Origin of the sequence: Streptomyces sp. CA-179760 (assembly GCF_050937045.1) — a bacterium.
GTDB lineage: Bacteria > Actinomycetota > Actinomycetes > Streptomycetales > Streptomycetaceae > Streptomyces.
The window spans coordinates 3,068,728-3,082,686 of sequence record NZ_JBNJLZ010000001.1; the positions used below are offsets into that span (position 1 = coordinate 3,068,728).

A 13,959-nucleotide genomic window follows, 5' to 3' on the forward strand; every position below is an offset into this window, starting at 1 on the left:
CCAGCGTGGAAGTCGACAGCTTCGACCCCTCCTGTATCCAGATCGGCCCCGGCGGGGTAGGAGGATCGGTCTGGACGTGGGCGACGAGCCGTACTACGCGTACGAGTGCTGACCGGGGCCGCGCCCTGACCAGGCACGGTCTCTGAAGGTGGCCGGGGTGGGAGCGCGGCCGGCGCGCTCCCACCCCCGATCCGTGCGTCATCCCCGGGCGGGCCCGTGCCTCACGCGGACCCGGCGGCGACGGGGAGGTCCCCGTCCCGGCCGCGTAACAGGGAACCGTGCCGGGCGTAACACCGCCGAAGCACGCTGAACGGTATGCAGAACACCGCCACACCCACGCACTGCCCGTACTGCGCCCTGCAGTGCGGGATGAACCTGACGCCCGCGCCGGACGGGACCGTCGAGGTGAGTGAGCGCGTGGACTTCCCGGTGAACCGGGGCGCGCTGTGCGGCAAGGGCCGCACGGCACCCGCGGTGCTCGCCTCCGGCGTCCGTCTGACCTCACCGTTGGTGCGTTCGGGGGGCGAGCTGGTGCCCGCCTCCTGGGACGAGGCGCTGGACCGGATCGCCGTGGGGCTGCGCCGGACGCGTGCGGGGCACGGGCCGGACGCGGTCGGGGTGTTCGGCGGGGGCGGTCTGACCAACGAGAAGGCGTACACGCTCGGCAAGTTCGCGCGGGTCGTGCTCGGCACGTCCCAGATCGACTACAACGGCCGTTTCTGCATGTCGTCGGCGGCCGCCGCCGGCATCAAGGCGTTCGGGCTCGACCGGGGGCTGCCGTTCCCGCTGGAGGACATCCCGAAATCGGGCTGTGTGATCCTCGTCGGGTCGAACCTCGCGGAGACCATGCCGCCGTCGCTCCGCTTCTTCAACGAGCTGCGGGAGAACGGCGGCACGCTGATCGTGATCGACCCGCGCCGCACGAAGACCGCCGAGCAGGCGGACCTGCACCTGGCGCCCCGGCCGGGCACGGACCTGGCGCTGGCGCTGGGCCTGCTGCATCTGGTGATCGCCGAGGGGCGGGTGGACGAGGAGTACGTCCAGGAGCGCACGGTGGGCTGGGAGGACGCGCGGGCCGCGGCGATGGCGCACTGGCCGGAGTACGTGGAGCGGATCACGGGGGTGTCCGTTCCTCAACTGCGGGAGACCGTACGGCTGTTCTGCGAGCCGGAGTCGGCGATGGTGCTCACCGCGCGCGGGCCCGAGCAGCAGTCCAAGGGCACGGACACGGTGGGTGCGTGGATCAACCTGTGCCTGGCGACCGGCCGGGCGGGCCGTCCGCTGTCCGGGTACGGCTGTCTGACCGGGCAGGGCAACGGGCAGGGCGGCCGTGAGCACGGGCAGAAGGCCGACCAGCTGCCGGGCTACCGCAAGCTCGACGATCCGGCGGCGCGGCGGCATGTCGCCGAAGTGTGGGGTGTCGACCCGGAATCGCTGCCGGGCCCGGGGCGCAGCGCGTACGAGCTGCTGGACGCGCTGGGCACGGACATCAAATCCCTGCTGCTGATGGCGTCCAATCCGGTGGTGTCGGCGCCGCGTGCCGCGCACATCGAGGAGCGCATCAGGTCGCTGGACTTCCTGGCCGTGTGTGACGTGGTGCTGTCGGAGACGGCGGCGCTGGCGGACGTGGTCCTGCCGGTCACGCAGTGGGCGGAGGAGACGGGCACGACGACGAACCTGGAGGGCCGGGTCCTGCTCCGCCGCCGGGCGATCACGCCGCCCGAGGGCATCCGCAGCGACCTGGAGGTCCTCCACGAACTCGCCGCCCGGCTGGGCGTGGAGAAGGGCTTCCCGACGGACCCGGAGGAGGTCTTCGAGGAACTGCGCCGTGCGAGCGCGGGCGGCCCGGCGGACTACTCGGGGATCACCTACCGCAGGCTGGTGGAGGAGGACGGGGTGTTCTGGCCTTGTCCGGCGGGGGCGGAGGTGGTGGAGCCGGAGGTCGGGGGCCGGGCCACCGCCCCGGCTACGGCGACGGAGTCCGGGGATCGGGCCACCGCCCCGGCTACGGCATCGGCAGCGGCGCTGGGAAGCCCGGCTGAGGCCCTCGCGACGGCACCGGGAAGCCCGGCGGGCGGCACGCCCGGCGCGACGGCCGGGCGACCGGGGGCACCTGCGGACGCGGCGGCGGGCCCCGCCACACCCGAACACGCAGCGGCAGCCCAGGCCACACCCGAAGACACGGCAGGGGGCACGGTCGCGCAACGGGGCGCGACCCGCCGCCCCACCGTCACGGGTGACACGGCCGACGGGGCGCACCCCGGCACCCCCCGCCTCTTCCTCGACCGGTTCGCCACCCCCGACGGACGCGCACGGTTCGTTCCCGTCTCGCATCGGGCGATCGCCGAGGAGCCGGACGACGAGTACCCCGTGCTGCTGACCACCGGGCGAGTCGTGGCGCAGTATCAGTCCGGGGCGCAGACGCGGCGGGTGGCGGAGCTGAATGCCGCCGCCCCCGGGCCGTTCGTGGAGTTGCATCCGCGGCTGGCGGCGCGGCTGGGGGCGGCCGAGGGGGATCCGGTCGCCGTCGTGTCACGGCGGGGCCGGGCCGTGGCGCCCGCGAGGATCACCGACGCCATCCGCCCCGACACCGTGTTCATGCCCTTCCACTGGCCGGGCGAGGGCCGCGCCAACACCCTCACCAACCCCGCGCTCGACCCGACCTCCCGGATGCCGGAGTTCAAGGCGTGTGCGGTGCGGCTGGAGGCGGTGCGGGGCTGAGGGCCCGGGGGCTACCGCCGGGCCAGGGCCTGGCTCAGGTCGGGGATGTCGTCCCGGCTGCGCAGGGCCGTCGCCGCCGTCCGGTGGCCGAGGCGGAGCCTGGACGGCTCGTCGAGGTCCGACAGGACACCGGACAGATACCCGGCGGCGAACGCGTCGCCCGCGCCGACCGGTTCGACGACCTCGACGGTGAGGGCGGCGGCGAAGGTGACCTCGCCCGCAGCGTACGACGTGGCGCCGTGCTCGGCGTCCTTGACGACGATGCGCGGTGCCGGGGCGAGCAGGCTCGCGATGTCGTCGGGGTGGGCCGTGCCCCACAGGGCCTCGGCCTCGTCGCGCCCGACGAACACGAGGTCCGCGGCACGGGCCAGGTCCCGCAGCACCGGTGCCGCGTCGGCGTTCCGTCCGCTCCACAGGGCGGGGCGGTGGTTGACGTCGAAGGAGACCAGCGGCCGGGGCCCAGCCGGGCCGCCCCACGGGGTGCGGTGCACGACGATCTCCTCCAGCAGCCGGGCGCAACTGCCGGACAGCGCCGCGGTGATGCCCGACACGTGCACGATCCGCGGCCCCCGCAATCCGGGCGCGCCGGCCAGTTCCGGTCCCATGTGGGCGGCGGCCGATCCGCCCCGGTAGTACAGGGGCCGGGTGGCGTCCGGGCCCGGGTCCTTGAAGTACACGCCGGTCGGATGGGCCGAGTCCACGGCGACGGCGCCCACCTCCACGCCCCGGGCCGCGAGTTCGGAGCGGATGCGCCGCCCGAACGCGTCGTCACCCACCCGGCTCAGCCAGGCCGCGCGATGCCCGAGCGCGGCAAGGCCACAGGCCACGTTGGACTCGGCGCCCCCGACGGAGAGACGCAGCGCGGACTGGTCGGCGAGCGGCCGGTCGTCCGGCGGACTGAGCACGGCCATGGTCTCGCCGATGCACACGACGTCCGCCGGCGGGTGCTCGGGGGATACGGCGGTCGGGTGGGGCACGGGGGTCTCCTGCGGGAGCGGTGGGACTACGGGCGTGCTGTCAGAGGACGGCCGGCGCTCCCCCGCCGAGCCGCAGCATCACCTTGCTGCTCGCGCTCGTCGGATCCGCCGCGATCGTGAGGGCCTGTTCGGCCTGCTCCAGGGAGAAGCGGTGGGTGATGACCGGGGAGATGTCCAGGCCGTCGCGCAGGGCGGTCAGGGCGTCGTCGATCTCGTCGACGAAACGGTAGGAGCCGATCCAGGTGATCTCCCGGGTGACCAGGTCGCCGAGGACGGCGGGCTCGGCCGTGCCCGGCAGATTGCCGACCTGTACGACGGTGCCGCCGCGGGCGGTGGCCCGCAGGACCGCCCCCAGTGCGGCCGGCGCGCCGGACGCCTCGAAGACGACGTCGACGTCGGACGGCAGTTCCTCGCCCCGGGAGACGTCGACCGTCGCGTCGGCGCCCATCCGGCGGGCCACGGCGAGCGAGGAGGAGGAGAGGTCGGCGGCGAACACCGTGTCGGCACCGCGGTACTTCGCGGCCGCGACGACCAGCGAGCCGATCGGGCCCGCCCCGTTGACCAGGACCGTACGGCCGCGCAGCGCCGGAACCCGGCCCACGGCGTGCAGGGCGACCGCCAGCGGCTCGGCGAGGGCCCCCGACTCGGTGTCCACGCCCTCGGGCAGCGGCCGGACCTGGGCCGCTGGGACCGTACGGAACTCGCTGAACCCGCCGTCGGTGTGCGGGGTGAGGGCCGCCGAGCCGAAGTAGCGGACGTGGGTGTGGAGGTTGGTGCGCCCGGCGAGCCGAGCGGACGGCTCCCCGATGAGCTGGGCCGGGTGGACGGTCACGGGCTGCCCCTCCGACAGACCCCTCACCCCGGAGCCCAGCGCCGCGACCCGGCCGGCGAACTCGTGGCCGAGGACCAGCGGATGGGCGAGGGCGGCGGTGCCGGAGGCTCCCTTCTTCCAGTACGCGACGTCGGAGCCGCAGATGCCGCCCCACTCCAGGGCGAGCAGCACCTCGTCCCGCGCGGGCTCGGGCCGGGGCAGCTCGTCGATCCTGACGTCACCGGCGCCGTGCACGACGACGGCCTTCATTGCGGTCACAGGGGTCATGCGGCGTCCTCCAGCCGGACCAGGTCGCGTCCGCGCGTCTCGGGCGAGAGCAGCGCGCTGACGAGGGTGATGAGGGAATAGACGACGAGCATCGCCGCGATGGGCCACCAGCTTCCGGTGGCGGCGGTGAGGCTCGCCGCGAGCACCGGCCCGATCGCGGTGGCGAGGACGCCGCCGATCTCCTTGGACAGGGCGAGCTGGGTGAACCGGGTGCGGGAGCCGAAGAGTTCGGCCATGGTCACGCTCTCCAGCGCGAACGGCCCGAGGACGCCGATGTTCAGGCCCAGGACCATGCCGAGCATCAGGGCGGGCGTGCTGCCCGAGGTGATCAGCATCATGAGCGGGAAGGCCGCGACGGCCGTGAGCGAGGTGAGCGCCAGGTAGACCGCGCGGCGCCCGAAGCGGTCGCCGAGCATGCCGACGGCCGGCACCGTGAGGAAGCCCAGCAGCGACCCGTACACGATGGCGTCGGTGGGTACCGAGCGCTCGGCGGCGAGTTCGGTGGCGATGTAGCCGACCAGGAACGTCTGGACCAGCCCGGAGTTTCCGGCCTGCCCGAAGCGCAGACCGAGCGCCAGGAAGAACGCCTTGCCCTTGCGCTGCTTGAGGCCCGCCTCCAGCAGCCCGGTGTCGTCGTCCGCCCCCTCCGTGACGGCCGACTCCACCTCGCGGCGGCTCATCGCGACACCGTCCACGACGTCGGGCCGCTCCTCGAAGACCGGGCTCTCCTTGAGGTTGCGCCGCAGCCACACCGCGAACAGCAGCAGCCCGAAGCTCAGCAGGAAGGGCAGCCGCCAGCCCCAGGACAGCAACTGGTCCTCGCTGAGCACGGCGAGCAGCACCGCCCACAGCCCGGAGGCGGCCAGCGTCCCCGAGTTGGTGCCCAGCGACACCAGCGACGCGACCAGTCCGCGCCGTTTCGTCGGGGCGTACTCGGCGAGCATCACGGTCGCGCCCGCGATCTCCGCGCCCGCTCCGAAGCCCTGGGCGAGCCGCAGGACGACGAGCAGGACGGGCGCCAGGATGCCGATGGTCGCGTAGGTGGGCAGGACGCCGATGAGGGTGGTGGAGGCGCCCATCAGCAGGATGGTGATCGTCAGGACCTTCTTGCGGCCGAGCCGGTCGCCCATTCTCCCGAAGTAGACCGCGCCGGCGAGCCGGGCGACGTAGCCGACGCCGTAGGTGGCCATCGCGGCGATGAGGCCGATGGCGGGGCTGACGTCCGGGAAGAAGATCTTGTTGAAGACGATGGCGGCCGCCAGCGAGTACAGCTGGAAGTCCATGAACTCCATGGCCGTGCCCAGCCAGCCGGACACGGCGGCCTTGGTCAGGTCACGGGTGGTGCGCCGCACGGCACCGGCCGGCTCGGCCGTGGTCGTGGTGTCCTTCATCTGAACTCCGTTGTTCGTGAGCGGGGACGATCCGGTGGGGGGGGCGGCTCAGAGCTCCACGTGTCCGGCGCGCAGGGCGGGGAGATGCCGGACCACGGCGGTGACGAGCCCGGAGTCGCCGGCGAGGTCGGGCGCGCCGACGGTGGTGAGGAGCGCGCGGACGACGGCCGTGTCGTCCGCTCCGGTGTGCCAGCAGGCGGTGAGGGCGTCCCGGGCGGGGTCCGGGATGTCGTGGTCACGGGTGAGGGTCGCCCAGCCCGCCAGGGCGAGTTCGAGGACCGGGGTGGCCGTACCGCGCTCGCGCAGGACGCGCAGGGCCGGCAGCCAGCGTTCGGTGATCTTGAGCGAGCCGTCCGAGGCGATCTGCCGCAGCAGGTGGCGCATGGCCGGGTTGCGGAAGCGGGCGACCAGGTCGTCGGCGTACCGGCCGGGGTCCGGGCCGCCGTCGGGCAGGGTGGGTGCGACCTCGGCGCACAGGGACCTCACGAGCCGCTCGCCCCAGCCGTCGGCCATCGCGTCGGCGACGGTGGCGCGGCCCGCGGCGATCCCGAGGAAGGCGAGGGCCGAGTGCGAACCGTTGAGCAGCCGCAGCTTGGTGAGCTGGTAGGGGGCGACGTCGGGCACGAGCAGGGCGCCGTCCAGCTCCCACGGGGGGCGCGGGGCCGTGAAGCGGTCCTCCAGGACCCACTGCCGGTACGGTTCGCCGCTCACGGGCAGGGCGTCGTGGACGCCCAGCGCGGCGGCCGTCGCCGTGAGGTCTCCCGGGGCCGTGGCGGGGACGATCCGGTCCACCACGGTGGCGGGGAAGGCCACCTGCCGGTCGAGCAGGTCCAGGATCTGATCCGCGTCGCGCCCGCCCGCCGCGCGCACGGCGTCCTGGACCGCCCTCCGCAGCACGGCGCCGTTGTCCGCCATGTTGTCGCAGGACACGAGGCTGACCGGCGCGGCTCCGGAGCGCATCCGCGCGGCCAGCCCGGCGGCGAGGCGCCCGACGACCGTGTCCGGGCCGGCGGCCCGGTAGCCCTTCTCCGTGATCGTCAGCGTCACCACCGTCACCTCGGGGTCGGTGAGCAGGGCATCGACGGCCGCCCCGTCCCGCCCGAGCGCGTACGCGCCGGTGAGCGCGCCGACGACCCGGGGGACGGCGTCCTCGTCAGAGCGCTCGGTCACCGAGTACAGGCAGTCCTGGGCGCGCAGGGCGTCGACGGTCGCCGCCGACCGGGGAGCGACGGCGGCGATGCCCCAGGGCTCGCCGGAGTGCGCGACGGCGTTCTCGGTGCAGAGGGCCTGGTGGGCCCGGTGGAAGGCGCCGATGCCGAAGTGGACGACGCGGGTGCGCAGTCCGGCGGGGTCGACGCGGGGGCGCGAGGCGGGCGGAAGCGCGCCGAGCGCGGCGCGGTTCAGCTGCTGTATGCCGCTCACCAGTCGTGCACCGAGCCGTCGGGACGGCGGGCGACCGGGAGGTAACGCCGCTGGTACGGGAAGCGTTCGGCGGCCTTCTCGTCGTACTCGACCCCGAGGCCCGGCTCGTCCGAGGGGTGCAGCATGCCGTCGGCGAAGGTGACGCCCGTGCGGAACACCTCGGCGGCCTCGTCGGGGTGGCCCATGTGCTCCTGGATGCCGAAGTTCGGCACGGCGAGGTCGAGGTGCACGGCCGCGGCCATGCTGACCGGGGAGAGGTCGGTGGCGCCGTGCGAGCCGGTGCGTACGTGGTAGAGCGCGGCGAGGTCGAAGATCCGGCGGAGGTGGGTGATGCCGCCCGCGTGGACCACGGTGGTGCGCACGTAGTCGATGAGCTGCTCGGTGATGAGGTGCTGGACGTCCCAGATCGAGTTGAACACCTCGCCGACGGCGATCGGTGTCGTGGTGTGCTGCCGTATGAGCCGGAACGCCTCCTGGTTCTCGGCTGGTGTCGGGTCCTCCATCCAGAACAGCCGGCAGGCCTCGACGCTCTTGCCGAAGCGGGCCGCCTCGATCGGCGTCAGCCGGTGGTGCACGTCGTGCAGGAGGTGGAAGCCGAAGCCGAAGCGCTCCCGTACGGCCTCCAGGTACGTCGGCGCGAAGCCGAGGTAGGCCTCGGTGTCCCAGGGCTGCTCGTCGGGGAGATCGGTCGCGGCCGGTTCGTAGACCTTGCCCTTGCGGACACCGTAGGTACCGCCGACGTCCGGGACCGCCGCCTGGGCGCGTACGGCCTTGTAGCCGAGGTCCAGATAGCGCTCGACGTCGTCGAGGAGGGAGGGCACGTCGGTGCCGCTGGCGTGCGAGTAGACCAGGACACCGTCCCGGGACCGGCCGCCGAGCAGCTCGTACACGGGGAGCCCGGCGGTCTTGCCCTTGATGTCCCACAGGGCCGTGTCGACGGCGGCGATGGCCGTCATGGTGACCGGGCCGCGCCGCCAGTAGGCGCCCTTGTAGAGGTACTGCCAGGTGTCCTCGATGCGCGCCGGGTCGCGGCCGATCAGCAGCGGGGCGAGGTGGTCGCGCAGATAGCTCGCCACGGCCAGCTCGCGCCCGTTGAGCGTGGCGTCGCCGAGGCCGGTCACGCCGTCCGAGGTGGTGACGCGCAGGGTGACGAACGTGCGGCCCGGGGAGGCGACGAAGACCTCGACGCGCTCGATGGTGCTCACTGAGGGCTCTCCTTCCCTGTCGTGCAGTACTTGTATACAAGCACTTGTCGCACAGGGGAGCAATACCCGTGCTTCGATACGTAGGATGTGCGCATGGCCCAGACGAACCGGCGGACCAGCCGGCGCTCCATCTACCTGAAGCTCCGCCAGATGGTGCTGACCCTCGAACTCCCCCCGGGCGCCGCTCTGTCGGAGAACGAGCTGGCAGCGTCCCTGGGCGTGAGCCGCACCCCGGTACGGGAGAGCCTGATCCTGCTGGCCCAGGACGGGCTGGTGCAGATCTTCCCCAAGATCGGGTCGTTCGTGTCCCGGGTGGATCCGGCGCAGGTCGCGGACGCGCAGTTCCTGCGGGAGGCCGTCGAACTGGCCTCGCTGGACGCCCTGCCGTCCGAGCTGGACGCGTCGGTCATGGCGGAACTGCGGGACAACCTCGGGCGTCAGCAGCGCACGCCACTGAGCCTGGAGGAGTTCTTCGAACTGGACGAGGCCTTCCACCACGGCCTGATGCGGCTGGGCGGCCACGGCAATGTGTGGACCACGGTCGCCGCGGCCAAGGGTCACCTGGACCGGGCCCGCCGGCTGGGCCTGCACGAGAACGTCTCCCCGGCGGTCTTCGCCGACCAGCACCAGGAGATCTTCGACGCGGTCGCCGTCGGCGACCTCGCACTGGCCCGCGCGGCCATGCGTACGCACCTGCGCGCCGTCTTCAGCGACATCGAGCGCATCCGGGCCCACTCACCCGAGCTCTTCGCGACCGGCTCCTCGTCGGTGCCGGTGCGGCGGAACGTGGTGGTCTGGGAGTGACGGAGCGGGGATGCTCCCACACAGGCCTCGGTGGTGTCCGCACCCGAACTGCGGACACCACCGAGAGTCGTGAGGGGGCGGTTCAGCCCACGTCGACCGCGCTCCAGGCCGCGGCCACGGCCTTCTGCTCCGTGCTGCCGCTGCCGTAGAGGTCCTTCGCGGCGTTCAGGGTCGCCTTGCGGGCGGCCGCGTAGTCGGTCGAGGACGTCATGTAGACCGTCAGGGCGCGGTACCAGATCTTGCCCAGCTTGGCCTTGCCGATGCCCTTGACCGTGGCGCCGTCGCAGGTCGGGGAGGAGTGGCTGACGCCGTTGATCGTCTTGGCGCCGCTGCCCTCCGCGAGCAGGTAGGCGAAGTGGTTGCCGACGCCCGAGGAGTAGTGCACGTCGAGGTCGGCGACCTTGTCGCTCCAGCAGTCGACGGACTTGCCGTCCTTCGAGGGCTTGTCCATGCGGCGCAGGGCCTCCCGGCCGAGCCCGGAGCGGACGACGTTCTCGCCGATGAGCCAGTCACCGGGGTCCTTGGAGTTGTTCGCGTGGAACTCCACCAGCGTGCCGAAGATGTCCGACGTGGCCTCGTTCAGTCCGCCGGACTCGCCCGAGTACGTCAGCGCCGCCGTCTTCGAGGTGACGCCGTGGGACATCTCGTGCCCGGCCACGTCCAGCGACACCAGCGGCCCGAGCTGCTTGCCGTCGCCGTCGCCGTAGGTCATGCAGAAGCAGTTGTCGTCCCAGAAGGCGTTGTTGTAGTTCTTGCCGTAGTGGACGCGGTTGAAGGAGCCCTTGCCGTCGCCGGCTATGCCGCTGCGGCCGTGGACGTTCTTGTAGTAGTCCCAGGTGACGTCCGTGCCGTACTGCGCGTCCACTGCCACCGTGGCGCGGTCGGAGGTCGCGCCCGTGGCCCAGTGGTTGTCCGCGTCGGTGAAGAGCGTCGCGGGGGCGCGGGTCACGCAGACCGTCAGCAGGCACTTGTCCGTCTTGTTCTCCGCGTCGCCCGTGTACGTGCCGCCGCGCGTCGCGTCCTTCAGCCGGTACGACGACCCGGACTTCGTCGTGTCCAGCGCGACCGTGCCGCCGTAGAGGGACTTGCCGTCGCCCGACACCGACTCCAAGGTGTCCCAGGCGTCTATCCGGTCGCCGGTGGTCGCATCGGTCAGCACGGTCTGCCCGACGGGGTTGCCGAGTCCGTCGTGCGCGACCGCGTCGGTCTGCCAGGCCAGCTTCGGGGCGCCGTGCAGGGCGTCGACGACCAGCCGCGGCTTGGCGGTCAGCTTCTTCAGGGTCTCGCCGAGGTGCGCGGCGCGCAGCAGGCTCGCCGCCAGGTCGGCGGCCTTCGGGGCGGCCACCTTGGGGGTGACACTGGCTATGGAGAGCGCGGACTTCGTCGCGCGGTTCGCGCCGCGGTACGTGCCGTCCGGGTTCAGGTGGAGTACGAAGTCGCCGCCGAGGACCGGGAGTCGGTGGTAGGTGCGGTCGTAGCGGACGTGCTGGGTACCGTCCTTGTCGACGACCACGTCCCGGACCTTCGTCTCCTGGGCCGAGCCGAGGCCCAGTTCCGCGGCCCGGTCGGCGAGGACCGTCTCCGCACTCTCGACCGCGTCGGACCGGGTCGGCCGTTCGTCCGCCTGGGCGGTAGGCGAGAGGACGGCGGCTACCAGGGCGCCGATGCCGGTGGCGGCCACGCCTGCGGTGGCGAGACGGGAACCTCGGACGGGACGTATCCGACTCATCGGTCTCCTCATACGGGCGCACCCGGTCGCGTGGGGTCGACCGGGGGCGGCGTTGATGTTGACCGCGAGTTAATTCGGCCCGGACCTGGCATGTCCATAGGCCCGTTGTGCAGGTGTGTGAGGGTGCAGAATCGTTCCTGTGACCCTCCCTTTCTTCGTCTACGGCACGCTCCGCCCCGGCGAGGTCAACCACGACCTGTTCCTGCGTGGCCGCACCCGCTCCGAGGCCCCGGGACGACTCGATGACGCGGTGCTGTACGCCGGCCCCGGCTACCCCTACGCCGTCGAGGAACCGGGTGGCGGCGCGGTGAACGGCGAGCTGGTCACCGCACTGCCGGAGTCGTACGGGGCGCTGCTCGCGGAGCTGGACCGGCTGGAGGACTACGTACCTGGGGATCCGCGCAGCCTGTACGTACGCGTCGAGCGGAAGGTCGTGAGGGTGGCGGACGGGGCGGCGGTCCGGGCCTGGGTGTACGTCGCCGGGCCGGCTGTGGCGTCACGGCTTCGGGTTGGGGGGAGACGGATTGCGGGTGGGGATTGGCGGGGGTGAGCGGGGCGAGGGGTGGATGTGCAGGGGAGCCCGGGTGGCGCGGGCGGTGGATGTGCAGGGAAGCCCGGAGTGAGGGGGCGCGGGCGGTAGATGTACAGGGGGGCCGGGGTGGTTGTGACCGCGGTGTCCTCTGTCGGCAGCCGGGGGGCGAGGCGGGCGACGGCGCGTGCGTGGGGGCGTCGGGCGGGGCGTGGCCTCGGCACCCAAGGGCAGCAGCGGGCCGACGCAGGCGAGGTGGGCGTGCCGACGCCGGGGCCGGTCGTGGCCGCGAGGCCTGTGGCCGGCAGCGGGCCGACGCACGAGGTTCGGGGTCAGTCCTGTCCTGGCGGCGGGTTACGGCCGCCTCGATTCCTATGGCCGGTGGCGACGACGTCCCCGAACGACGCGGCGAGTGCTAGCGCGATCAGGTCGGGCAGTTCCGTCTGCCCGTCGTCCTCGGCCCAGCGCGTCAATGCCGTGTGCATCGCGGCCAGGCATGCGCTGGTCGCGGCCTGGGCACGGAACGCGGCGTCATGGGTAGTCGCGTCGTCCAGGCCGAGGGCGTCGACGATGGCCTGCTGGAGCGCGTACTGGCTGTCCAGATGCCGGGCCCGCAGCGCGGGCGTCGAGACCATCAGCCGGAGGCAGTCCAGCAGGAACCGCTCGCTCACTGCCGGATCGTCCCCCTCGTCACCGGTCAACACCGTGGCCGCATCGACGAGTGCGCCACCGACGCGGCGCACCACGGGCTGCGTCGCGGGCGATGCGGCGACCTTCTCGGCGATGAGCCGGGCGGGCTGGTCGATGAGGACGAGGTCCTCCTTGGTGGGGAAGTGCCGGTACACGGTCATCGCCGAGACACCGGCTGCCTCAGCGACTTCGGCCACCGTCACCGTGTCGTAGCCGCGGTCGGTGAACAGCCGCACCGCATGCTCCTGGATCACGCGCCGCGTCCCGGCTCGCTGCCGTTCCCTCAGGGTGGGCTTTCGCTCCGTCACATGGTAGACACTACCGCAATGTTAGTAACTAACGTGCGGATGGGGTGGCCGGTGTGAGCGGTCAGGTCGGCAGGACGGCTTTGGTGACGGGTGCGTCGCGTGGCATCGGCCAAGCGATCGCAGCCCGGCTCGCGGCGGAAGGGAGCATGGTCATCGTGCACTTCGGCACGGACGAGAGCGGGGCGGCGGCAACGGTCGAGGCGGTAGAACGGGCTGGTGGGGCCGCCCGCGCCGTCCGGGCTGAACTGGGCGTGGACGGCGATGTCGAGACGCTCTTCGCCGGTGTCGAGGACTGCTTGTCCGGTAGACCGCTCGACATCCTCGTCAACAACGCCGCGGCTGTACCGGCCGGCCCCCTCGGCGCGACGACCCGGGCGGAGTTCGACCGCCTGTTCGCGGTCAACGTGCGAGCGCCGTATTTCATCATCGAGCACGCAATGCCCCTGCTGCGTGACGGCGGCCGGATCATCACGATCTCATCGGTGGCGACCCGGATGGCCAACTCGGCCCAGACGTCCTTCGCCATGACGAAAGCCGCGGTCGAGACGATGAGCAGGACCCTGGCCAACCAACTCGGGCCCCGGGGGATCACGGTGAACGCTGTCGCTCCCGGAGCCACCAGGACGGCGGCCAACGGAGCCATCTTCGACGTGCCGGGCCTCGCAGAACAGATCACCGCCATGACGGCACTCGACCGGCTGGGCGGGCCCAACGACGTCGCCGACGTGGTCGCCTTCCTCGCATCCGACGCTGCTCGCTGGATCACCGGCCAGGTCATCGACGCGAGCGGCGGCCTGTTCCTCGGTCCACGCGTCTGACACTAAGTGGTCGGCTCCGGAAGTCCTTCGGGGGTTGATCAAGCTGCCAGCGCGACGGAGGATTCTTCCGGGTGATCGGCGATGTGCCGGTCGAGTCTGGCCAGCAGATTGTCCAGGTCGGAGGGGGTGAACTTCCACTGGAACGGCTGTGCCGTGGCGTTGTAGCGGTCTTCGAAAGCTCGGAGCCGGTTCCCGACTTGGGCAAGGTCGGTGAAGTCATTGGGCGCCACGACCTTGCGCTGCACGACGGAGAAGAAGATCTCCAC

General features: G+C 72.4%; 12 protein-coding genes. 4 read left to right on the forward strand and 8 right to left on the reverse strand.

Annotated features, from left to right (window positions below; translation table 11 throughout):
• Positions 1 to 315: 315 nt before the first annotated feature.
• On the forward strand, positions 316 to 2,721 hold the full coding sequence (locus tag ACQEV8_RS13735; RefSeq protein WP_432959930.1) for a molybdopterin oxidoreductase family protein: 2,406 nt from the start codon (positions 316 to 318) through the stop codon (positions 2,719 to 2,721).
• Between the two features lie 11 nt (positions 2,722 to 2,732).
• Here ACQEV8_RS13735 and ACQEV8_RS13740 read toward each other — a convergent pair whose 3' ends face one another.
• The 5 genes from ACQEV8_RS13740 to manD are packed head-to-tail and all read right to left on the reverse strand — an operon-like array spanning position 2,733 to position 8,815.
• Complete coding sequence (locus ACQEV8_RS13740; protein WP_432959932.1) at positions 2,733 to 3,698, reverse strand: sugar kinase; 966 nt, start codon at positions 3,696 to 3,698, stop codon at positions 2,733 to 2,735.
• Positions 3,699 to 3,738: 40 nt separating this feature from the next.
• Entirely contained in the window at positions 3,739 to 4,797 is a 1,059-nt protein-coding gene (locus ACQEV8_RS13745; RefSeq protein WP_432959934.1) for an L-idonate 5-dehydrogenase, read from the reverse strand.
• On the reverse strand, positions 4,794 to 6,188 hold the full coding sequence (locus ACQEV8_RS13750; RefSeq protein WP_432959936.1) for an MFS transporter: 1,395 nt from the start codon (positions 6,186 to 6,188) through the stop codon (positions 4,794 to 4,796). The genes ACQEV8_RS13745 and ACQEV8_RS13750 overlap by 4 nt, the downstream gene beginning before the upstream one ends.
• Positions 6,189 to 6,236: 48 nt before the next feature.
• Entirely contained in the window at positions 6,237 to 7,610 is a 1,374-nt protein-coding gene (locus ACQEV8_RS13755; protein ID WP_432959938.1) for a mannitol dehydrogenase family protein, read from the reverse strand.
• Positions 7,607 to 8,815: a D-mannonate dehydratase ManD gene (manD, locus tag ACQEV8_RS13760; protein ID WP_432959940.1), complete on the reverse strand. Its 1,209-nt coding sequence runs from the start codon at positions 8,813 to 8,815 to the stop codon at positions 7,607 to 7,609. The genes ACQEV8_RS13755 and manD overlap by 4 nt, the downstream gene beginning before the upstream one ends.
• Positions 8,816 to 8,908: 93 nt before the next feature.
• Between manD and ACQEV8_RS13765 the strand changes: the two genes are divergently transcribed.
• On the forward strand, positions 8,909 to 9,619 hold the full coding sequence (locus ACQEV8_RS13765) for a GntR family transcriptional regulator (protein ID WP_432959942.1): 711 nt from the start codon (positions 8,909 to 8,911) through the stop codon (positions 9,617 to 9,619).
• An 82-nt stretch (positions 9,620 to 9,701) separates the two neighbouring features.
• Here ACQEV8_RS13765 and ACQEV8_RS13770 read toward each other — a convergent pair whose 3' ends face one another.
• Positions 9,702 to 11,348, reverse strand: coding sequence for a M4 family metallopeptidase (locus tag ACQEV8_RS13770; RefSeq protein WP_432959944.1), 1,647 nt, complete (start codon positions 11,346 to 11,348; stop codon positions 9,702 to 9,704).
• Positions 11,349 to 11,487: 139 nt separating this feature from the next.
• Here ACQEV8_RS13770 and ACQEV8_RS13775 point away from each other — a divergent pair, with 139 nt between their 5' ends.
• Positions 11,488 to 11,898 carry a gamma-glutamylcyclotransferase family protein gene (locus tag ACQEV8_RS13775; protein WP_432959946.1) on the forward strand — a complete coding sequence of 137 codons (411 nt, stop codon included), beginning with the start codon at positions 11,488 to 11,490 and terminating at the stop codon, positions 11,896 to 11,898.
• A gap of 311 nt (positions 11,899 to 12,209) precedes the next feature.
• Here the strand turns inward: ACQEV8_RS13775 and ACQEV8_RS13780 are convergent, their stop codons facing one another.
• On the reverse strand, positions 12,210 to 12,875 hold the full coding sequence (locus tag ACQEV8_RS13780; RefSeq protein WP_432959948.1) for a TetR/AcrR family transcriptional regulator: 666 nt from the start codon (positions 12,873 to 12,875) through the stop codon (positions 12,210 to 12,212).
• A gap of 44 nt (positions 12,876 to 12,919) precedes the next feature.
• On the opposite strand from ACQEV8_RS13780, the gene ACQEV8_RS13785 reads away from it, so the two are divergent.
• Entirely contained in the window at positions 12,920 to 13,693 is a 774-nt protein-coding gene (locus ACQEV8_RS13785; RefSeq protein WP_432959950.1) for an SDR family NAD(P)-dependent oxidoreductase, read from the forward strand.
• A 38-nt stretch (positions 13,694 to 13,731) separates the two neighbouring features.
• Here ACQEV8_RS13785 and ACQEV8_RS13790 read toward each other — a convergent pair whose 3' ends face one another.
• Positions 13,732 to 13,959 (reverse strand): hypothetical protein, encoded by a 228-nt coding sequence (locus ACQEV8_RS13790; RefSeq protein ID WP_432959952.1) that lies wholly within the window; start codon positions 13,957 to 13,959, stop codon positions 13,732 to 13,734.